This window comes from Rheinheimera sp. EpRS3, from assembly GCF_001513785.1.
Lineage (GTDB): Bacteria > Pseudomonadota > Gammaproteobacteria > Enterobacterales > Alteromonadaceae > Alishewanella.
On sequence record NZ_LNQS01000008.1, the window covers coordinates 125,196 to 144,311 of the forward strand.

Genomic DNA, 19,116 nt, shown 5'->3' on the forward strand with positions numbered 1-19,116 from the left:
TTCCTGCCGTTTTCTATTACGCTACAACCGCTTTAGCCGATATACAGCAACACCGCGAAACTGACTAAACCCACAGCAGCAAACATGCTGTACTCAAGGCGTTTTTCAAATTGCTTCTCTGAGCCCTCTGCAGCAGGTACCAACAAGGCCGAAATAAGACAGGTTAACCCTGCCAGTAAACACAGTGTGGTTACTCCAAATACCAATGCAGAACCTAACATCGCCATATATCACCCTTAGTTGCTGTTAAAACCGGTTAAACCGCGCCGCGGCAAAAAACTGCGCGCATTCTAGCATAAAAACCCCGCTGATATGCCAGCACTCTGTTAACAGCGTTATATTCTGTTACCAAAAAACCTGAGCTAATACAGCGGAATTTAAGCCTGACACCTTATACTGCCAGCATAGCTGTTGCTGGTATTCTAGCTGAGGTTTTAATGTACTACTTTTTTCGTGGTTTAACTTTGATCCATACCAAAGGTTTGAAGCGTTTTGTCCTGATCCCACTGCTGATTAATCTGGTGCTGTTTTCTTTAGCATTCTACATTTTATTGCAGCAGGTCAGTGCTATGGTTGCAGCTGTGCAACAGTACCTGCCTGATTGGCTGCACTGGCTGGAATATCTGCTGATCCCGCTTGGAGTGATGTCGCTGGTAATAGGCCTGGCCTACAGCTTTACCATGGTGGCCAACTTTATCGCCGCGCCTTTTAATGGCTTGTTAAGCGAAAAAGTGGAAGCGCATTTATCTGGCCGGATAATACCTGACACTGGCCTGGCAGGTTTTGTTAAAGATATACCGCGGATGCTGGCACGCGAATGGCAAAAATTTATTTACGCCCTGCCACGTGCAATAGTGTTGTTTGTGCTGTTTTTATTTTTACCCCTGATTGGCCCGATCTTATGGTTTTTATTTACCAGTTGGTTATTGGCGATACAGTATGCCGATTACCCGTACGACAACCATAAAATAGACTTTCGCACTATGCGCTCACAATTGCGGGCCCAGCCCGGCAACAGCTTTGCCTTTGGTATCACGGTAAATATCGCCTGCATGATCCCGCTGTTTAACCTGTTTGTGATGCCCATTGCAGTATGCGGTGCCACGGCAATGTGGGTAGATAAACTGGCAGCACAAAACGACCCGGCACTAAAAGCACCGGGCGCTAAGGCTTATAATAAGCTGGATAAATACTGCTGATAATTACTGCTTAGTTTTGGGCACTAAGATGTTGTTTAAGCCACGGCAGGGCAATGCTTTCCGGCTCCAGCGTTTCGCCGGCGTCGATGCGTAACATCGGCGCCAGTTCTGTGCCCTGAATTTCCAGCAACAGCTCGCGGAACTTCTCGCCGGCAGCACAGAAGGTGTCGTAGCTACTGTCTCCCAGCGCTATGACCGCAAACTTTTTGCCGGTTAACAGCGGGAAACGGTTTTGTACATCAAGGAAAAACGGAAATACATTATCAGGTAGATCACCCTGCCCGGTGGTGGAGCTTACCACCAGCCAGATATCGGCATTAAAGCTCAGCACGTCATCCAGTTTAGCTTCATCATACAGCGCTACCTCATGCCCCAGGCTGGTTAATAACGGTAGAGCTTCTTCAGCAACATATTGGGCGGCGCCATATACGGTACCAACTATCAGGGCTATTTTTGCCATTTTTCCTCCATAAAAAGCTCAGCAAATTGTTGCTGATAATAAACTTCATCGACCGGCCAGCCAAATTGGCTGAACAACGGTTCAAGCTCGTTAAGACCAGCGCTAAACTGCAAAGTTTCCCCCGTGACCGGATGCGACAACTGCAACTGCTTGGCAATTAACAGCAAGCGGCGGCAATTGAAGTGCTGTTTAAACAGCGCATTATGCTTACCATCACCATGGCTGGTATCACCGACTATCGGATAACGTAAATGTGCCAGATGGCGGCGTAGCTGGTGTTTACGCCCGGTTAAGGGTTGCAGTGCCACTAACGAGTATCGCGCCGCCGGGTATTTACTTACCGGTATTGGCAGCTCTACCTGTTGTAATGGCTGATAACGGCTGATGGCTTGCTGCGGCGCCTTATCATCGCGGCTAAATTTGTCGGCAATTTTATCCAGTTCTTCTTTGAGCGGATAATCCAGCTCACCACCCTGCGGTAAAAAACCGCGCACTACTGCCAGATAATGCTTACGCCACAGCTGTTTTTCCTGCTGCGCGCCCAACAGGCGCGCCACCTCGCTGGATAAGGCAAACACTAACACGCCAGACGTTGGCCGGTCTAACCGGTGCACCGGAAACACATGTTGGCCAATCTGATCGCGCAGTGTTTGCATAACAAATACTGTTTCGTGTTTATCAAGAAATGAGCGGTGCACCAACATGCCACTGGGTTTATCTATCGCTACCAGGTGCTCGTCCTGATATAAAATGCGCAGGGGTGCATTCAGCACAAAGGGTTCTGCAGCACTCATGCCTCACCCGACAAGGTGCTATCTATACGTGCAATAATACTAAGTAATGGCACCACACGTACGCCATGTGTTTTAAACGCCTCGGTTGCAACTGGCAGCACACTGATTTTGTTGGGTAAGGCTAACCTGGCATCCAGCAATGCCTGCATCCGTGGCAGAAAGATAAATTGTAACCACTGCTCAAGCGCCATAGTGTCATAGCAAAATGGCACTGTGCTGGCCATGGCAGCAGGTTGCGGCGGTACTGTACTCCAAAGCTGTTGCTGTTTCAGCTCAGTTTCCAGCTCAATAAGCAGGGTTTTAACCACGTCTGACATAACTACCTCGTAATAAGCGGCACAGTTTAACATAAGCTAAAGCTGCAACCAGCCCTTGTAAAAAGCGTGGTGAATCAGCATTATCTGCCAATAGTTTTGGGAGTTATCTATGGGTCCAGTATTATTACTGTTGATAATCAGCAGTATTTGTTATGCCTTCTGGCTGCAACGCAAACAAGATGAACGCGCCGTGGTAGTGGCGCGCCAGCTTTGTCAGCAGCAGCAACTGCAAATGCTTGATTGTGGCCGAAATGGCCATAGTTTTCGTAAGATAAATGGCCGCTTACGCTTTATTACCTCGTATCAGGTGGATTTCAGCGGTGACGGCGAAAGCCGTTATCAGGCAGAATTGTTACTTAGCGGCATGCGGCTGGCCGAGTTTAACCTGCCAGCTTACCGTATTAACTAGCCAGACTTAACCGCCAGCTTCTGCTTGAGCTGGCCGGTTAAAAAATCTTTAAACATAACCCAGTCGGCTGCCAGGCTGTAAAACGGGTATTGGAAGGTGGCGGGTTTATTGTGCTCAAACAAAAAATGCCCCAGCCAGGCAAAGCCATAGCCAATAACCGGCAACAGCCATAGCCAAATCCACTGCTGCGTAAACAGCACATACAACAGCACTATAATCACTAAAGTACTGCCTATGTAGTGCAGTGCACGGCACACCGGATTTTGGTGTTCACTTAAATAATACGGGTAAAACTCTGCGAAACTGCTGAATTTATTCATCGGCGTTCTCCCCTAATAAACTACCCGGCCAGCTGTTGTCGCGGCCGGAACATTAAGGTGCCACTAACGGTGTTGAATGCCAGATCACAAACCGGTTGATACTTATCATCAGCAAAAAACGCTTTATATTTATCCAGCGTAACAAAGACACCAATGCCGGCAGATTGTTGATCTTTATCCACTATCGAATCCACCGCATGAATAAGGTAGTGGCCCAACCCCAGATGTTGCTGCTTGGGAGCAACGGCAATAAACGCCAGCATATGGTAGCGCTCTGCCGGCATGGCCGCATGAATTTTTTGCTCTTTCTCCAGCAACTGTTTGGTGGAAACGTAGCCGGCTGTCAGCAACATTTTAAGCCGCCAGTGCCACAACCGGCTGGCGCCGATGCCCGAGTCAGGCGTGATAACACAGGCCACCCCCAGCAACTGCTCAGCAGAAAACAAACCAATTATTGGCTGCTTTGCCTGCCAAAAGGTATTTAACTCTTCGCGGATAGCTGCGCGCAGCCGTTGTTCATAATCTGTTTTATCGACACGAAAAATTTCCATAAACAGCGGATCATCATGGTAAGACTGATACAGCAACGATGCTGCCAGTTTTAATTCATCTGCACTAAGTAAAATTGCTTTTAGCCGGTCCAGCTCTACCGTATTCAGTTCAGCCAACATACATACCCCGTCTGTTATTGTTGTTTTTTTATCCACAATAGCAGCAAGGCTTTGTATTGCCAAGCAGCGGTTCTAGAGCATAACCGCTTTGCAGCAAAACCACTGTATAGCAAAAGAGTATGCAGCTGGCTATGCTGTATTAACCGCAGAATACCCAAGGATAAGTTATGGATATGTCACAACATGATTTGCACACCTTATTTGCCCAACTAGGATTAGACAATGACGAACAGGCTATACGTCAGTTTGTCAGCCAGCATAAACTACCTGCTAATACGGCAATACAAGATGCGCCGTTCTGGAATCAGGCCCAGGCCAGTTTTTTGCGCGAGTCACTCAAACAAGATGCTGAGTGGTGCGAAGTTATTGACGAGCTAAACACCTTGCTACATTAACGCCGCATGATAACTGCAGCTTGGCTGTGTAACAGACAAAACAAAGCCACCTAGCGGTGGCTTTGATTCTTTACCTGATAACAAGGTAACAGTCAGTAATTACTGGCCTTTAATTTCGCTGCGGCCTTTGTACGGCGCTTTGCTGCCCAGTTCTTGCTCAATACGCAGTAACTGGTTGTACTTGGACACACGATCAGAGCGGCACAGTGAGCCGGTTTTAATTTGACCAGCGGCAGTGCCTACGGCTAAATCAGCAATAAAGGCATCTTCAGTTTCGCCACTGCGATGTGAAATAACGGCAGTGAAACCGGCGTCTTTGGCCATTTTAATCGCGGCCAGAGTTTCGGTTAACGAACCAATCTGGTTAAACTTGATCAGGATAGAGTTACCAATGCCCTGCTCAATACCGCGGGTTAAAATTTTGGTGTTGGTAACGAATAAATCATCACCGACCAGCTGCACTTTGCTGCCGATTTTGTTGGTTAAGTCTTTCCAGCCATCCCAGTCGCTTTCGTCTAAACCATCTTCGATAGACACGATAGGATAACGCTGGCTTAAGCCGGCCAGGTAGTCGTTAAAGCCGTAAGAGTCAAAGCTCTTGTTCTCGCCGCTTAGTACATATTTACCATCTTTATAAAACTCAGAGGCGGCACAGTCCAGCGCTAACGTAATGTCTTTATTCATCTCGTAGCCGGCAGCTTTTACTGCTTCAACGATAACTGACAGCGCTTCTTCGTTTGATTTTAAATCCGGTGCAAAACCGCCCTCATCACCCACTGCAGTGTTTAAGCCGCGCTTTTGCAGCTCTTTTTTCAGGCTGTGGAAAATCTCAGCCCCCATCCGCAGCGCTTCAGCGAAGGTTTTGGCGCCTACCGGCTGCACCATAAACTCCTGAATATCCACGTTGTTATCGGCATGCTCGCCACCGTTGATAATATTCATCATCGGTACCGGCATGCTGTATACACCGGAAGTACCGTTTAAATCAGCAATGTGCTGGTATAACGGGATTTTTTTATCCGCAGCAGCAGCGCGTGCTACCGCCAATGACACCGCCAGAATAGCATTGGCGCCCAGCTTACTTTTGGTTTCAGTACCGTCTAAATCGATCATGATCTGGTCGATTTGCGCCTGGTTATACGCGTTTTTGCCTTTTAACGCCGCCTGAATCGCGCCGTCGATATTGGCTACCGCTTTAGTCACGCCTTTACCTAAGTAACGGCTTTTGTCGCCGTCACGCAGTTCTAACGCTTCGCGTGAACCGGTAGAGGCACCAGACGGGGCACAACCACGGCCCATAGCGCCGCTGGCTAAGTACACATCAGCTTCTACTGTTGGGTTGCCGCGTGAATCCATAATTTCGCGGGCGATAATTTTTACGATCTCAGACATGCTTTAAGTCCCCTGTTCTAAAACGAAAAAGCCGTGTTTATTGACACGGCTTAGCACAAGTTATACGCGCTGTTGCTTCTGCGCTTTGTACGCTGCGGCGACAAAGGCCTGAAACAACGGATGACCATCTCGTGGTGTCGAATTAAATTCCGGGTGAAATTGCCCGGCCACAAAGAACGGGTGCGACGGTATTTCTATCATCTCCACCAGTTGGTTGTCGGCCGATAAACCCGATACCACTAATCCTGCCTCTTCTAATTGCGGCCGTAAGTTGTTATTCACTTCATAGCGGTGACGATGCCGCTCCTGAATAACCGCTTTGCCGTAAATTTCGCGGGCTTTGGTATTATCAACGAGGTTACAGTTCTGGCTGCCAAGACGCATGGTGCCACCCAAGTCAGACTTGTCTGAACGGGTTTCCACTAAGCCGTCGGCATCGCGCCATTCGGTAATTAAACCCACTACCGGGTAAGGTGTATCTTTGTTAAATTCGGTGGAATGTGCATGGCTCATGCCGACTACATTGCGGGCAAACTCAATCAGCGCCACCTGCATACCTAAACAGATGCCCAGGTACGGCACTTTATGTTCGCGGGCGTGCTGCGCCGCCAGAATTTTACCTTCAACGCCGCGCTCGCCAAAACCGCCCGGCACTAAAATGCCGTCCAGCCCGGCTAAAATACCAACGCCTTTACTCTCAACATCTTGTGAGTCGATATATTTAATATGCACGCTAACACGGTTTTTTAAGCCGGCGTGACCCAGTGCTTCGTTTACTGATTTATACGCATCCGGCAATTCAACATACTTGCCCACCATACCAATGGTAATCTCACCCGTTGGGTTCGACTCCTGGTACAGCACTTGTTCCCACTCAACCAGGTCTGCTTCCGGCGCTTCAATATAAAAACGGCGGCAAACTAAATCGTCCAGCCCTTGTGATTTTAACAGCGCCGGAATTTGGTAAATACTGGAGACGTCTTTTAACGAAATAACCGCTTTTTCTTCCACATTAGTAAACAGCGCTATTTTGGCGCGCTCGTTGGATGGAATAGCACGGTCTGAACGGCACACCAGAATATCCGGCTGAATACCGATAGAACGCAGCTCTTTTACCGAATGCTGGGTTGGCTTGGTTTTAATTTCACCGGCAGTGCCCAGGTAAGGCACCAGCGTCAGGTGCATATACAGCGTGCGCTCGCGGCCCACTTCGGTGCCTAATTGGCGAATGGCTTCCAAAAACGGCAGCGATTCAATATCGCCTACAGTGCCGCCAATTTCAACGATAGCAATATCGTAGCCTTCAGCACCGGCTACTACGCGGCTTTTGATTTCGTTGGTAATGTGCGGAATAACCTGAATAGTGGCGCCCAGGTAATCGCCACGGCGCTCACGGCGCAATACATCGGCGTAAATACGGCCCTGAGTAAAGTTGTTGCGCTTGGTCATCTTGGTGCGGATAAAGCGCTCGTAGTGGCCAAGGTCAAGATCAGTTTCAGCACCGTCTTCGGTTACAAACACTTCACCGTGCTGAATCGGGCTCATAGTGCCCGGATCAACGTTAATGTAGGGGTCAAGTTTAAGGATGGTGACCTTAAGGCCACGCGCTTCCAGAATAGCTGCCAGTGATGCTGCAGCAATGCCTTTACCTAAGGAGGAAACCACGCCACCCGTCACAAAGATATATCTTGTAGTCATGAGACCCCTGAGACAATGTTAATCAATAGATGAATACCAAAACAGAAAAACACCAAGCGCCCGGTGTGGTAACACTGGGGTACAACGGTTGTTCAAGAATTGGTATCAGGACGGGAGGAAAGTATAGCAAAGCGCGCATCGGCACTCAACGTAAAGCTGCTGGCTAAGGTGATTTATATGCAATTATCAGCTGAGCAGCAACCGGAACACTCTAAACCAACCGTTGCAGGCCAGGATGGCCGAATCGAGCCTACAGGGAAGTATTTACGGCGTGTTGGTGTGAGTGTTCCGGTGGATGCGATTCTCAACACCGCTTTCATTTACCGCCATTTTTTGCCGTTCCTGCCTTGACTATGCCGCTTGCAGCCTCCAGATAAGTAGTAGCAGATGGAAACCATTCGACACCGGCGGGGTCTGTAAATTGTGTATCCCGCCACTTAGTCAACCACAGGAGTAGCCTATGCAAATTCAAGTTCACACAGACCGTCATATCCCGTCAGACGAGCGCTTAGCTGAATTTATCCGCGACACACTGCAAACTAAACTTAGCCGTTTTGCTGATCATCTAACCCGGGTTGAAGTGCATTTAAGTGACGAAAATGGCCAGCAGAAAAACGATGGCAACGACAAACGCTGCCTGTTAGAGGCCCGCTTTGAAGGCTTAGATCCGGTTGCCATAACTGAGCATGCCGCCACTGTTAGCCAGGCAATCACCGGCGCCGCTGACAAAATGCAGCGCAAACTAAGCTCTGTAGTAGGTAAGCTACGCGATAAGCATGTGCGGGCGCCTAACGCCGACTATGCTGAACCAGACGAAGTAGTAAATTCTTAACCAAAATCAGGCGCCGCGCTAAGCTAATCGCGGCGCCTTTTTATTGTGCGTGTTTCTTTACCTTATGCCACAGCGCTCCCATTTCATCCAGGCTAGATTGCTGCGGTGTTTTACCTTCTGCAGCTAATGCCTGTTCTACTGCGCGAAAACGCTTTTCAAATTTACTGTTGGCGGCGCGCAGCACCGCTTCCGGGTCCAGCTTATGTTTACGCACCACGTTAACCAGCGCGAACATTAAATCGCCCAGCTCTTCGCTCAGTTCGGCGCTGCTGGCTTGGGTTTGCTCTACTTCAAGAATTTCTTCTTTTACTTTATCCCAGCAGCCTTCCACATTGGGCCAGTCAAAACCGACATTAGCACAGCGTTTTTGCAGCTTGTAAGCGCGGCTTAACGCCGGCATTGCCTGCGGAATATTGTCCAGTACGCTATACAGGCCGCTATCTTTACGCTCGTTACTTTTTAGTGCTTCCCAGTTTTGCAGCACCGTATCGGCATTAAGGGCATCCGCTACGCTAACACTACCAAATACATGCGGATGGCGCCGTTCTAACTTGTCGCAAATCGCCGCTACGCAATCATCAAATTCAAAGCGGCCTTCCTCTTTGGCGATTTGAGCGTAAAACACCACCTGAAACAGTAAATCGCCCAGTTCATCTTTTAACTCGTCAAAGCTCTCACGCGCGATGGCATCGGCCACTTCATAGGCCTCTTCCAGGGTGTAAGGCACTATAGTGGCATAGCTTTGTTTTAAATCCCACGGGCAACCGCTTTGCGGATCGCGCAAACGGCTCATAATGCCCAGCAGGCGGGTTATATTATCTGACACGCTAATCCTTTATATTTTTACTGTTACGAATTAATGATGAAAGCGTTTGGCCTCTACTACATCATCTATCTGGCTGATTTTACTTAATAACTTATTCAGCGAATCGAGATTATACAGCTCCATCGTCATATTAATTACCGCGGTTTGCGCTTTAATATCCGAGCTGCTGCTCATCTTGGTAACATTGGCTTTTTCATTGGCCAAAATGCTGGTGATATCGCGCAATAAGCCGTTACGGTCGTGCGCCACGATACGGATATCCACCTCATAGCCAGAGGCGTATTTATCGCCCCAGGTGGCGTCTACCACCCGTTCGGGGTGGCTGTCCTGCAGGGTTTTAAACTGGTCGCAGTCGTCGCGGTGAATAGCGATACCGCGGCCCTGAGTAATGTAGCCGATAATGGCATCGCCCGGCAGCGGATGGCAGCAACCCGCCATATGCGTCAACAGGTTACCCACCCCCTGCACCACTACATCGCTTTTCGCTTTGGTAGAGGGCAACGGTTTGGTAATTAAACGCGGATCAATTTCCGGCTCTTCTTTTACATACTGGCTTTGAATAAAGTGCACTACCTGGGTCACTTTAATTTCGCCACCGCCAATGCCTACCAGCAGCTCGTCCATACTGTTGACGTTAAACCGGGTCAGTACTTTGGCCGGATACTCCATCACCAGATTCAGCCGCGTCAGTTCAGTATCAAGCAGCTCTTTACCGGCAGCCAGGTTTTTATCGCGGTCTTGCAGGCGAAACCAGTACTGCACTTTAGAGCGGGCGCGGCTGGATTTTAAATAGCCTAAATGCGGGTTTAGCCAGTCACGGCTGGGGTTAGGCTCGCGGCCGGTCAGAATTTCTACCTGATCGCCGGTTTTCATCTGATAGGTAAAAGGCACGATCCGGCCGGATACCTTGGCGCCAATACAGCGATGACCGACGTTAGAATGCACATAATAAGCAAAATCCAGCGGTGTTGAGCCCATAGGTAAATCGACGATATCGCCTTTGGGGGTAAAGACATAAACACGATCTTCAATCACCTGGTTACGCAGTTCTTCGGCTAAATCGCTGCTGTCGACCACATCTTCTTGCCATTGCAGTAATTTACGCAGCCAGCCTATTTTCTCATCATTGGCACCGTCTTTACCGGCCACTGCACCCTCTTTATAACGCCAGTGTGCCGCTACGCCCAGTTCTGAGTCTTCGTGCATCTGCCGCGTGCGGATCTGAATCTCTACTGCCCGGCCTTGCGGCCCCAGAACCACGGTATGAATCGACTGATAGCCGTTTTGTTTTGGTGTGGCGATATAATCATCAAACTCTTTTGGCAAATGCCGCCAACTGGTATGCACTATACCCAAAGCACCGTAGCAGTCCTGCACTCTGTCAGTAACAATGCGCACCGCACGGATATCATACAGCTGGTCAAAGGCCAGCTGTTTTTTCTGCATTTTTTTCCAGATACTGAAGATATGTTTGGGCCGGCCATACACTTCTACTGCCAGATTGGCATCAGCCATTTTTTGTCGCACTGAGGCGACAAAATCCTGCATATACTGTTCGCGGTCAAGGCGTTTTTCTTCCAGTAAACTGGCAATTTGTTTGTACAGTTGCGGATGTAAATACCGAAACGCGAAGTCTTCCAGCTCCCATTTGATCTGGCCTATACCTAAGCGGTTGGCCAGCGGGGCAAAAATCGCGTTGGTTTCTTTGGCAGCCAGTACCCGCGTTTCTTCGTCGGCGTTCTTCACCTCACGCAGGTAACAAATTTGCGCCGCCAGTTTAATGACCACGGCACGCACATCTTCTACCATTGCCAACAACATACGGCGCAGGTTATCAGCCTGCTGCGGGTTAACACTCTGATTAGGCCCGGTAGGAATACTACGGATAGCTTCCATCTGCTGTACTGCGCGCAGCATGATTAATACATTGGACGGAAACGCCGGTTCCAGCTGTTCAAGGCTGACCAGCCCGGCTTCCAGTAACGGGAATAATAAAGCAGCCAGCAAAGAGTCGCTGTCCATACGCAACTCAGCCAGAATTTCGACCATCTCCCAGCCGGTGCGCACAGCAAGTATCGGCTCTACCAGTTGATGCTGCTTCAGCCACTCGGCCGCGGCCATTAAACTGCTGATCTTTTTCTCAGTCAGCCCCAGTGAGCATAACCATTCCAGCGTTTCACCACTGTTATAATCAGTGCTGTGCGACTGGCGAACCCTAACCATGTGCTGTTCCCTCTTTTTTACTACCGGCTGAACAACGCCATTAATTCAAGATGGCTGGTATGCGCAAACATATCAACACCACATATTTTATCCAGCTTGTAGCCGTTTTGCAGCAATACTCTGGCATCACGGGCGAAGGTGGCGGCATTGCACGACACGTACAATATCTGTGCCGGTTTTAGCTTTGCTATTTGCTCTGTGGCCCCCTGCGCGCCAGCGCGGGCAGGATCCAGCAGCACTTTGGTATAAACCGGCTTATTCCACTGCGCTTTTGGCCAGCTCAGGTGTAAATCGGCCTGATACGCTTCTACGTTGCTAAGACCGTTTAACTTAGCATTGGTTGCCAGTTGTTGCACCATTTTGGCAACACCTTCTACTGCGCGCACTGTTTTGGCACGCTGCGCCAGTGCCAGAGTAAAATTACCAATGCCGGAATATAAATCCAGCACGGTATCATTTGCAGAGATATTCAGCCAGTTAACCGCCTGTGTCACCATTTGTTGGTTGAGTGCGGCATTAACCTGAATAAAGTCATCTGGTGCAAACTGCAGGCTAAGCTGTTGCTCGGCCAATTGGTACTGTGGCACAACAGGCTGCTGCCAATAGTTGAATATACCCGGCTCAGACTCCCCCAGCCAAACGGCCTCTGGCCAGGCATTGATAAACAGCTGTTGCTCAGCACCGGTAAGTGCTTTGATATGCCGCAATATCACAAAAGCGTTGCCGTCAGCTTCAAGCACCTCGGCGTGAGTTACCGCGGTGGGGTCTTTAAGCTGGCTTAACACCTGATTTAATACTTTAAATACCGGTGCCAGCATTGGTGATAACACCATACAGTGGTCTACCACTACAATCTGCTTATCGGCACTTTGGCGAAAGCCTACACTCAGACGGCGCTGCTTTTTGTCATACCAGATGCCAATGCGGGCACGACGGCGATAACCGCTGTCGTCAGCCGTTAACATCGGCTGCCAAGGCAAAGACGTTAAACCGGTTTGATGGCGAATCAGGTTATCAATGCCCTGCTGCTTTAATTCACGCTGGTTGGCAGCACTGATATGCTGCAACTGGCAACCACCACAACTTGTCGCATAAACACAAGGCGGTGTAATACGCAGCGCTGAGGCCTGCAGCACTTTTACCGTACTGGCTTTAAGAAAACCGGCTTTATCTTCCAATACCTTAGCCTGCACTTTCTCACCCGGCAGTGCGGCACTGACAAAAGCAATTTTTTGCTCATGCTTGCTAATGCCATGCACCTCATAGTCACTGTCATCTATGTGAAAGGTAAAAGTTTTGCCCAGTAAACTGGCTTTAGGTTTGGCTTTATATAGGTTAAGCATGGGTTCTCTATCGGGTTATAGGCAAGCGCGACGTCTTATGTCATTATCGCGGCAAGAGTATTTACTAAACAGCCTGCATCAATGACGAAAATGGGTTTACGTTCCTGGTTACTGCTTTGCAGTTTGCTGCCAGCTGTACTGGTAAGTGTATTCTGCGTCGGCTATTTTAGCTATGTTCGCTATCATGAGTTAGCACTTTCTTTAACAGATCGCGCCAGGCATATCGCTCTGCCACTGGCTATCAGCAGCCAGGACTTACTCAGCCGGGGCAACACTGTCGCACTACAGCAATTACTGGACAACAGCCACCGGCTAAACTCGCCGCTGATTAGCAATATCAGCCTAATCAACAGCGATAACCAGCTGATATTCAGCACCAACCCGCAGCATTTTAGCAACAGCCAGCTGCTTGCAGCACCAACATTGCTCAACAACACTGACATGGTGATATCTGATGGCAGCAGTTTATTGCTATATCAGCCTTTAGCTACCGGCATTCTGCCGGGGCAACCGCGTGATACCGCTTATCTGCTGGTGCAGTTGCAGCAATCTCAGTTGCAGTTGCAACAACAGGCTGTGCGCTTTAATGCTCTACTGATACTGCTGGCATGTCTGCTGCTGGCGGCTATCCCAGTATGGTATTTACTGCGCCGCATTCACCGGCCTGTTAACCAGTTACAGGCTCATTTGCAACAGCTGCTCAGCGGCAACACTGCGCCACGCAGCCTGGCTATGGTACAGGAGCTAGCCCAGCTGCAACAGGGTTTAAACCAGTTAGGTAATTTTCTGGCCAGCCAGGAACAGGACATGCAGCAGCAAATTGAGCAGGTTACCAGCGATCTGCAACAAAGCATGGAGCAACTGGAAGTACAGAATATTCAGCTTGATTTTGCCAAACGCAAAGCGCAGGAAGAAAACCGGCAAAAATCTGAGTTCTTAGCCAAAATGAGCCATGAACTGCGTACCCCTCTAAACGGGGTTATTGGTTTTACCCGTCAGTTACTGAAAACCCAATTGTCCAGCAGCCAGCACGATTACCTGACCACTATTCAGAAATCAGCCAATAGCTTATTGCATCTGGTTAATGATGTGCTGGATTTTTCCAAGCTGGAAGAAGGCCGTTTATCTGTTAACCCTGAGCCGTTTTCACTGCGCGATGTACTGAACGACGCCACTGAGTTACTGGCAGCCAATGCCTTTGATAAGCATCTGGAACTGGTGCTTATGATTGAACCGGACTGCCCGGACGATTTAATTGCTGATCCTGGGCGTTTTGTGCAGGTACTGATGAACATCGCCGGTAACGCCATTAAATTTACCGATCATGGCAGTATTGTGATTCGTGTGTCGGGTACCTTGCTCAATGAAGATCAGCTTATTCTGCACTGCTCAGTGCAGGACACCGGCCGCGGTATCAGCACCGAGCAACAGCAATTATTGTTTCAGGGGTTTACCAGCAAAGATCCACGCAGCCACCAAAGCGGCTCGGGCCTTGGCCTGATGATCTCGCAGCGCTTAGTACAGGCTATGGGCGGGAACCTGGGCTTTGAAAGCAAACAGGCCGAAGGCTCAACCTTCTGGTTTACCCTTAAATGCCAGCGCCATCATCTATCGGTTGCCGACAGCCTGCCGCTGGATGTACTGGACAACAAAAACCTGCTGTATTTTGAACCACAACAACATTCACGTGAAGCCACGTTAAGCCTGCTACATCATTGGGGGCTGCAGGTTACAGCCTGCGCTACCAAAGGCCAGCTACAACAAGCGCTGGCGCATCAGCAACATTATGATATCGGCCTGATTGGCCGTACTATTGCCATTAATCAGGTGAATCAGGTGCTGGATTTAATCCAGCAGGTAAAACCACAGTGCAATAATACCTACTTACTGGTCAACACCTTGTCACCGCACCTGCGCGAAACACTGCTTAGCTCAGGTGCGAATGCCTGTTTGTCTAAACCACCACATATCCGCAAACTGGCACTGACTCTGGCACAGCCTTATTTGCAACAGTACAGTGCGATATTACCGCAAGCGAGGCAGAAAAAAGTCAGCCTTAAAGTGCTGACCGTTGACGATAACGACGCCAACCTGAAGTTAATTAATACCCTGCTGGCTGAGCACGTTGACCATATTGATTCTGCCCGCGACGGTGCTGAAGCCTGGCACAAAGCCACCCAGCATGCTTACGATATTATTTTTATGGATATTAATATGCCGGTAATGGATGGCGTAACCGCCTGCCAGCGCATCCGGCAAAGCTCGCTGAACGAACACACCCCGATAATTGCAGTAACGGCCCAGGCCATTGACGGTGAACGGGACCGCTTACTAACACTGGGCTTTGATGAATTTTTAAGTAAGCCACTGGATGAAACTATGCTGCATTGTAGCTTACAGGAGTTTTGCCCTGCCAGCCGTTTGCAACACATCACCCCGGTATGGCCTAACAGCAAACTGATACACTGGTCCACTGCCATAGAGCGGGCCGGAGGCAAGCACGATTTAATGAAAGAGATGCTGCAAATGCTGATCGCCAGCATTACGCCAACCCGCAATGCGTTGCAACAGGCACTGGCATTACATGATGAAAACCAGGTATTGCAGCAAGTGCATAAATTGCATGGCGCCTGCTGTTATACCGGCGTGCCACGGCTGAAAAATCTGGCAGAACTGCTGGAAACCCAGCTAAAGCAAGGCAAAAGCCTGGCTGAACTGGAGCCCGAGTTGCTTGAAATGGATGATGTGCTACAGGCGCTGTGGCAGGAAAGTCAGCAATGGTCTGACTGGTAAAACGTTACTGCCGCTCCAGAATGACGGTTGCGGCGGCATAAGCCTGCTCATCCGTAATAGATAGCCAAATATGGCTGACACCCATAGTGGCGGCCAGTTCGCTGGCATAATCAGTTAAGGCCAGCTTTGGTGCACCATCGGCGTTATTACTGATACTGATATGCTGAAACGACACCCCTCTGCCAATGCCGGTACCCAGCGCTTTGGCAGCGGCTTCTTTGGCGGCAAAACGCTTGGCAAAATAACGCGCAGCATTGGCCGGGTGGTTATCAGCCAAACCGGCATAAATAGCCTGCTCGTCGGTTGTCAGCACCCGCTTTACCAGCGCCGGGCTGCGGGCCAGGCTCTGCTCAATACGGGCAATTTCAACAATATCAGTGCCAAGGCCAACAATTGCCATTTAGCGGCGCGCCTCAACCATTAAACGTTTCATTTCGCGTACCGCGGCATCCAGGCCACTAAACACAGCACGGGCCACAATGGCATGGCCAATATTCAGCTCATGCATTTGCGGTATAGCCGCAATAGGCTGTACGTTATGGTAATGCAAACCATGGCCGGCATTAACAATTAAACCTAAAGACGAAGCAAACTCAGCGGCCTCACGAATGCGCGCAAGCTCTGCAGCCTGCACTGCGGCATCTTTAGTCTCGGCATATTTCCCGGTATGAATTTCAATATAAGGCGCGCCGGCTTTGGCTGCAGCTTCAATCTGGCGATGATCAGCATCAATAAACAGCGACACCAGAATGTCCTGCTGATGCATCTGGCTCACCGCTTCGGTAATACGGCTTAACTGGCCTGCAACTTCTAACCCGCCTTCAGTGGTCAGCTCCTGGCGTTTTTCCGGCACAAAACAGGCAAAATGCGGTTTAAGCTCAGTGGCTATTGCCAGCATTTCATCGGTCACCGCCATTTCAAAATTCAGCCGGGTGGCAATGGTCTGGCGCAATACAAACACATCGCGATCAACAATATGCCGGCGGTCTTCGCGCAAGTGCACGGTAATGCCATCGGCACCTGCCTGCTCTGCCATTAAGGCTGCATGCACCGGCTCAGGATAATAGGTGCCGCGGGCCTGACGCAACGTAGCAACGTGGTCAATATTAACACCAAGAAAAATAGGGTTGTGCATACCAGACTCCGGAGGATAAAAATGTAAATCAGCCGCCTTCAAACAGCGCCCTGCTGGCCAATGGTTTGCTGCCAAGCAGAGGTGCCAGAATTTGCCGGCTTAACTGTTTGGCACAGCGCCGGGTATCAGCGCTTTGCCACTGGCCATTGCCAATATTTAATAAATGCTGTGCTTTAACGCCATTTGCCGCCACAACAAAACCTTGCTCATGTTGCCACTGATAACACAAAGCTGCTTCCAGTGGATTGCCATCCGCATCTTGCTGCCAGTCTATCGGCTGGCCAAGCTCAGTTAGCAGCGCAAATTCAAATTCACGTAAACAGGGTTCAAGCTCGGCGCTGCCCTGCTGCACCAGCATAAGCTGTTGCAGGCTGTGCTGATAAACATTAAACAGTTGCTCAGCCGCCAGGTTATCCGGCCACAAACGGCATACCAGTTCATTGAGGTAAATGCCGCTATACAGCACCTTGCCGCTAAATAAAAAAGCCGCTGCGGCTTCATCAATGCTTTTTACCGTTTTTAGCTCATTACGGCCGCTAAGCTGCAGCATAAACTGCTGAAACGGCTGCAATGCCAGCCGCTGTTTACCCTGGCGTTTACGTACTACCGCAGAAATACGCCCCTGCTCTGGCAGCAATAATTGCAAAATCAGCTTGTCTTCACCAAGCTGGCGGCTATGCAAAATAAAAGCAGGCCAAAGCTCAGCGTGCATAACGCCTTAATCTTCGCCGTAGCCCAGGCTGCGTAAGGCTCGCTCGTCATCAGCCCAGCCAGATTTCACCTTAACCCATACCTGCAAAAAGACCGGTTGCTCCAGCATTGCGGCCATATCTATACGGGCTTCAGTGGCAATGGTTTTTATCCGCTCACCTTTATTACCAATTACCATGCGTTTTTGGCTGTCGCGCTCAACCAGCACCAGCGCGGCGATATGGTAGTGCTTTTCTTCCCATTTAAAACGTTCAATCTCAACCGTAACCGAGTACGGCAGCTCGTCGCCTAAAAAGCGCATCAGCTTTTCGCGCACAATTTCTGCTGCCATAAAACGCATGGAGCGGTCGGTGATATAGTCGTCCGGGAAGAAAAACTCGCATACAGGTAAATGCTGTTTTACCACAGCCCGTAACGCCTCGACGTTGTCGCCGGTTTCCGCCGACAGTGGCACTACGTCAACAAAGTTCAGCTGCGCGCCCAACCATTGTAAATGCGGCAACAGGGTGTCTTTATCGCGGTACAGATCCACTTTGTTTACCACCAGGATCACCGGTTTTTTCGATGCAATCAGCCGGTTCAGCACCATCTGATCATCGTCGGTCCAGCGCGTGCCTTCCACGACAAACAGCACAAACTCGACATCTAAAATAGAGCTGGCAGCGGCTTTGTTCATCAGCCGGTTAATGGCGCGTTTTTCTTCGCTGTGCAGGCCCGGGGTGTCTACATACACCGTCTGGTAATTGTCACGGGTATCTATACCAACAATACGATGGCGGGTAGTTTGTGGTTTTTTTGAAGTAATACTGACTTTTTGCCCTACCAGCTTGTTCAGTAATGTTGATTTACCCACATTAGGCCGGCCCACTATCGCCACCAAAGCAGCATAGGTTGGCGCCTGAGTATTATCTGTCATGCTTAATTTTTTCCAGCGCCATATGAGCGGCGTCTTGCTCTGCCTTACGGCGTGAACTGCCGGTAGCGGTAAAAGGTGCCATGCCGGCTATGGTGCAGCGCACGGTAAAGGTTTGCTGATGCGCTTCGCCAGCAGTGGCTATCACATCGTATAACGGCAGAGCTAAGCGTAGCCCTTGCAGGTATTCCTGCAACAGGGTTTTAGAGTCTTTCTGCTCGCCAGGTGTAATAGTGTCAAGCCGCGTACCGAACCACAGCAGAATGCGCTCTTTACAGGCGGCCATACCGGTATCAAGGTATATAGCACCCAAAATGGCTTCAACAGTGTCAGCTAAAATAGATTCCCGGCGAAAACCACCGCTTTTAAGCTCACCCGGCCCCAGCCGCAAATAGTCTGACAACCGCAGCTCCTGCGCAATTTCGGCCAGAGTGACGCCTTTAACCAGCGCTGCGCGCATGCGGGTTAAATCGCCTTCGCGTGCTTTGGGGAAGTTGTCATATAAGGTTTCAGCAATCACTAAGCTTAGTATTGCGTCACCAAGAAACTCCAGCCGTTCATTGTGCTGGCCTTTACAGCTGCGGTGGGTTAGCGCTTGTTCCAGCAGCGCCGGTTGTTGAAACTGATAGCCCAAACGGGCCATCAGTGGAGTTAACGATTTTTGCATGCTTGTCTCTTAGTGGTA

22 protein-coding genes are annotated in these 19,116 nt (G+C 49.7%); 6 read left to right on the plus strand and 16 right to left on the minus strand.

Features of this window, described 5'->3' with window-relative positions; all coding sequences use genetic code 11:
* Positions 1–32: 32 nt before the first annotated feature.
* Positions 33–227 (minus strand): hypothetical protein, encoded by a 195-nt coding sequence (locus AR688_RS09205; RefSeq protein WP_068232402.1) that lies wholly within the window; start codon positions 225–227, stop codon positions 33–35.
* Positions 228–437: 210 nt separating this feature from the next.
* Between AR688_RS09205 and cysZ the strand changes: the two genes are divergently transcribed.
* On the plus strand, positions 438–1,199 hold the full coding sequence (gene cysZ, locus AR688_RS09210) for a sulfate transporter CysZ (protein WP_068232405.1): 762 nt from the start codon (positions 438–440) through the stop codon (positions 1,197–1,199).
* Positions 1,200–1,209: 10 nt separating this feature from the next.
* Here the strand turns inward: cysZ and AR688_RS09215 are convergent, their stop codons facing one another.
* From AR688_RS09215 to AR688_RS09225, 3 genes are read right to left on the minus strand one after another with little or no spacing between them, the layout of a single operon-like run.
* Positions 1,210–1,659 carry a flavodoxin gene (locus AR688_RS09215; RefSeq protein WP_068232408.1) on the minus strand — a complete coding sequence of 150 codons (450 nt, stop codon included), beginning with the start codon at positions 1,657–1,659 and terminating at the stop codon, positions 1,210–1,212.
* Entirely contained in the window at positions 1,647–2,453 is an 807-nt protein-coding gene (gene truC, locus AR688_RS09220) for a tRNA pseudouridine(65) synthase TruC (protein WP_068232411.1), read from the minus strand. The genes AR688_RS09215 and truC overlap by 13 nt, the downstream gene beginning before the upstream one ends.
* Positions 2,450–2,803 (minus strand): YqcC family protein, encoded by a 354-nt coding sequence (locus AR688_RS09225; protein WP_231732027.1) that lies wholly within the window; start codon positions 2,801–2,803, stop codon positions 2,450–2,452. The genes truC and AR688_RS09225 overlap by 4 nt, the downstream gene beginning before the upstream one ends.
* A gap of 76 nt (positions 2,804–2,879) precedes the next feature.
* Here AR688_RS09225 and AR688_RS09230 point away from each other — a divergent pair, with 76 nt between their 5' ends.
* Positions 2,880–3,179: a DUF3301 domain-containing protein gene (locus tag AR688_RS09230; protein WP_068232414.1), complete on the plus strand. Its 300-nt coding sequence runs from the start codon at positions 2,880–2,882 to the stop codon at positions 3,177–3,179.
* Here AR688_RS09230 and AR688_RS09235 read toward each other — a convergent pair.
* Positions 3,176–3,499 carry a DUF962 domain-containing protein gene (locus AR688_RS09235; protein WP_068232416.1) on the minus strand — a complete coding sequence of 108 codons (324 nt, stop codon included), beginning with the start codon at positions 3,497–3,499 and terminating at the stop codon, positions 3,176–3,178. The two genes, AR688_RS09230 and AR688_RS09235, sit on opposite strands and share 4 nt — an antisense overlap.
* 20 nt (positions 3,500–3,519) lie before the next feature.
* Positions 3,520–4,170, minus strand: coding sequence for a GCN5 family acetyltransferase (locus AR688_RS09240; protein WP_068232420.1), 651 nt, complete (start codon positions 4,168–4,170; stop codon positions 3,520–3,522).
* 167 nt (positions 4,171–4,337) lie between these two features.
* Here AR688_RS09240 and AR688_RS09245 point away from each other — a divergent pair, with 167 nt between their 5' ends.
* Positions 4,338–4,565: a DUF2789 domain-containing protein gene (locus tag AR688_RS09245; RefSeq protein WP_068232423.1), complete on the plus strand. Its 228-nt coding sequence runs from the start codon at positions 4,338–4,340 to the stop codon at positions 4,563–4,565.
* A gap of 99 nt (positions 4,566–4,664) precedes the next feature.
* Here the strand turns inward: AR688_RS09245 and eno are convergent, their stop codons facing one another.
* Positions 4,665–5,957, minus strand: coding sequence for a phosphopyruvate hydratase (gene eno / locus AR688_RS09250; RefSeq protein WP_068232426.1), 1,293 nt, complete (start codon positions 5,955–5,957; stop codon positions 4,665–4,667).
* Positions 5,958–6,017: 60 nt separating this feature from the next.
* Positions 6,018–7,655 (minus strand): CTP synthase, encoded by a 1,638-nt coding sequence (locus AR688_RS09255; RefSeq protein WP_068232429.1) that lies wholly within the window; start codon positions 7,653–7,655, stop codon positions 6,018–6,020.
* Between the two features lie 177 nt (positions 7,656–7,832).
* On the opposite strand from AR688_RS09255, the gene AR688_RS20175 reads away from it, so the two are divergent.
* A complete protein-coding gene (locus tag AR688_RS20175) occupies positions 7,833–8,006 on the plus strand; it encodes a hypothetical protein (protein ID WP_156420264.1) in 174 nt (57 codons plus the stop codon).
* A 109-nt stretch (positions 8,007–8,115) separates the two neighbouring features.
* Positions 8,116–8,487 (plus strand): HPF/RaiA family ribosome-associated protein, encoded by a 372-nt coding sequence (locus AR688_RS09260; protein ID WP_068232433.1) that lies wholly within the window; start codon positions 8,116–8,118, stop codon positions 8,485–8,487.
* Positions 8,488–8,527: 40 nt separating this feature from the next.
* On the opposite strand, the gene mazG is transcribed toward AR688_RS09260, so the two are convergent.
* From mazG to rlmD, 3 genes are read right to left on the minus strand one after another with little or no spacing between them, the layout of a single operon-like run.
* The gene (gene mazG / locus AR688_RS09265) at positions 8,528–9,313 is read right to left on the minus strand and encodes a nucleoside triphosphate pyrophosphohydrolase (protein ID WP_082694727.1); all 786 of its coding nucleotides are present in this window, start codon (positions 9,311–9,313) and stop codon (positions 8,528–8,530) included.
* 30 nt (positions 9,314–9,343) lie between these two features.
* Positions 9,344–11,536: a GTP diphosphokinase gene (relA, locus tag AR688_RS09270; RefSeq protein ID WP_068232437.1), complete on the minus strand. Its 2,193-nt coding sequence runs from the start codon at positions 11,534–11,536 to the stop codon at positions 9,344–9,346.
* A 20-nt stretch (positions 11,537–11,556) separates the two neighbouring features.
* Positions 11,557–12,879, minus strand: a complete 1,323-nt coding sequence (rlmD, locus tag AR688_RS09275; protein ID WP_068232440.1) for a 23S rRNA (uracil(1939)-C(5))-methyltransferase RlmD — start codon at positions 12,877–12,879, stop codon at positions 11,557–11,559.
* 81 nt (positions 12,880–12,960) lie between these two features.
* Here rlmD and barA point away from each other — a divergent pair, with 81 nt between their 5' ends.
* Entirely contained in the window at positions 12,961–15,672 is a 2,712-nt protein-coding gene (gene barA, locus AR688_RS09280; protein ID WP_068232443.1) for a two-component sensor histidine kinase BarA, read from the plus strand.
* Positions 15,673–15,676: 4 nt separating this feature from the next.
* On the opposite strand, the gene acpS is transcribed toward barA, so the two are convergent.
* Genes acpS through rnc form a run of 5 tightly spaced genes read right to left on the minus strand, consistent with a single transcriptional unit; the run spans position 15,677 to position 19,098 of the window.
* Positions 15,677–16,072 carry a holo-ACP synthase gene (gene acpS, locus AR688_RS09285; RefSeq protein ID WP_068232448.1) on the minus strand — a complete coding sequence of 132 codons (396 nt, stop codon included), beginning with the start codon at positions 16,070–16,072 and terminating at the stop codon, positions 15,677–15,679.
* Entirely contained in the window at positions 16,073–16,807 is a 735-nt protein-coding gene (gene pdxJ / locus AR688_RS09290; RefSeq protein ID WP_068232450.1) for a pyridoxine 5'-phosphate synthase, read from the minus strand.
* 28 nt (positions 16,808–16,835) lie between these two features.
* A complete protein-coding gene (recO, locus tag AR688_RS09295) occupies positions 16,836–17,519 on the minus strand; it encodes a DNA repair protein RecO (RefSeq protein ID WP_068232453.1) in 684 nt (227 codons plus the stop codon).
* A gap of 6 nt (positions 17,520–17,525) precedes the next feature.
* Complete coding sequence (era, locus tag AR688_RS09300) at positions 17,526–18,434, minus strand: GTPase Era (protein WP_068232456.1); 909 nt, start codon at positions 18,432–18,434, stop codon at positions 17,526–17,528.
* Positions 18,424–19,098 carry a ribonuclease III gene (gene rnc, locus AR688_RS09305; protein WP_068232459.1) on the minus strand — a complete coding sequence of 225 codons (675 nt, stop codon included), beginning with the start codon at positions 19,096–19,098 and terminating at the stop codon, positions 18,424–18,426. Before rnc ends, era begins: the two co-directional genes overlap by 11 nt.
* Positions 19,099–19,116 lie beyond the last annotated feature (18 nt).

Bases quoted from the DNA above. Each gene is read 5' to 3' on its own strand.
- AR688_RS09205 (WP_068232402.1), bottom strand. From the start codon at position 227: ATGGCGATGTTAGGTTCTGCATTGGTATTTGGAGTAACCACACTGTGT.
- cysZ (WP_068232405.1), top strand. From the start codon at position 438: ATGTACTACTTTTTTCGTGGTTTAACTTTGATCCATACCAAAGGTTTG.
- AR688_RS09215 (WP_068232408.1), bottom strand. From the start codon at position 1,659: ATGGCAAAAATAGCCCTGATAGTTGGTACCGTATATGGCGCCGCCCAA.
- truC (WP_068232411.1), bottom strand. From the start codon at position 2,453: ATGAGTGCTGCAGAACCCTTTGTGCTGAATGCACCCCTGCGCATTTTA.
- AR688_RS09225 (WP_231732027.1), bottom strand. From the start codon at position 2,803: ATGTTAAACTGTGCCGCTTATTACGAGGTAGTTATGTCAGACGTGGTT.
- AR688_RS09230 (WP_068232414.1), top strand. From the start codon at position 2,880: ATGGGTCCAGTATTATTACTGTTGATAATCAGCAGTATTTGTTATGCC.
- AR688_RS09235 (WP_068232416.1), bottom strand. From the start codon at position 3,499: ATGAATAAATTCAGCAGTTTCGCAGAGTTTTACCCGTATTATTTAAGT.
- AR688_RS09240 (WP_068232420.1), bottom strand. From the start codon at position 4,170: ATGTTGGCTGAACTGAATACGGTAGAGCTGGACCGGCTAAAAGCAATT.
- AR688_RS09245 (WP_068232423.1), top strand. From the start codon at position 4,338: ATGGATATGTCACAACATGATTTGCACACCTTATTTGCCCAACTAGGA.
- eno (WP_068232426.1), bottom strand. From the start codon at position 5,957: ATGTCTGAGATCGTAAAAATTATCGCCCGCGAAATTATGGATTCACGC.
- AR688_RS09255 (WP_068232429.1), bottom strand. From the start codon at position 7,655: ATGACTACAAGATATATCTTTGTGACGGGTGGCGTGGTTTCCTCCTTA.
- AR688_RS20175 (WP_156420264.1), top strand. From the start codon at position 7,833: ATGCAATTATCAGCTGAGCAGCAACCGGAACACTCTAAACCAACCGTT.
- AR688_RS09260 (WP_068232433.1), top strand. From the start codon at position 8,116: ATGCAAATTCAAGTTCACACAGACCGTCATATCCCGTCAGACGAGCGC.
- relA (WP_068232437.1), bottom strand. From the start codon at position 11,536: ATGGTTAGGGTTCGCCAGTCGCACAGCACTGATTATAACAGTGGTGAA.
- rlmD (WP_068232440.1), bottom strand. From the start codon at position 12,879: ATGCTTAACCTATATAAAGCCAAACCTAAAGCCAGTTTACTGGGCAAA.
- barA (WP_068232443.1), top strand. From the start codon at position 12,961: ATGACGAAAATGGGTTTACGTTCCTGGTTACTGCTTTGCAGTTTGCTG.
- acpS (WP_068232448.1), bottom strand. From the start codon at position 16,072: ATGGCAATTGTTGGCCTTGGCACTGATATTGTTGAAATTGCCCGTATT.
- pdxJ (WP_068232450.1), bottom strand. From the start codon at position 16,807: ATGCACAACCCTATTTTTCTTGGTGTTAATATTGACCACGTTGCTACG.
- recO (WP_068232453.1), bottom strand. From the start codon at position 17,519: ATGCACGCTGAGCTTTGGCCTGCTTTTATTTTGCATAGCCGCCAGCTT.
- era (WP_068232456.1), bottom strand. From the start codon at position 18,434: ATGACAGATAATACTCAGGCGCCAACCTATGCTGCTTTGGTGGCGATA.
- rnc (WP_068232459.1), bottom strand. From the start codon at position 19,098: ATGCAAAAATCGTTAACTCCACTGATGGCCCGTTTGGGCTATCAGTTT.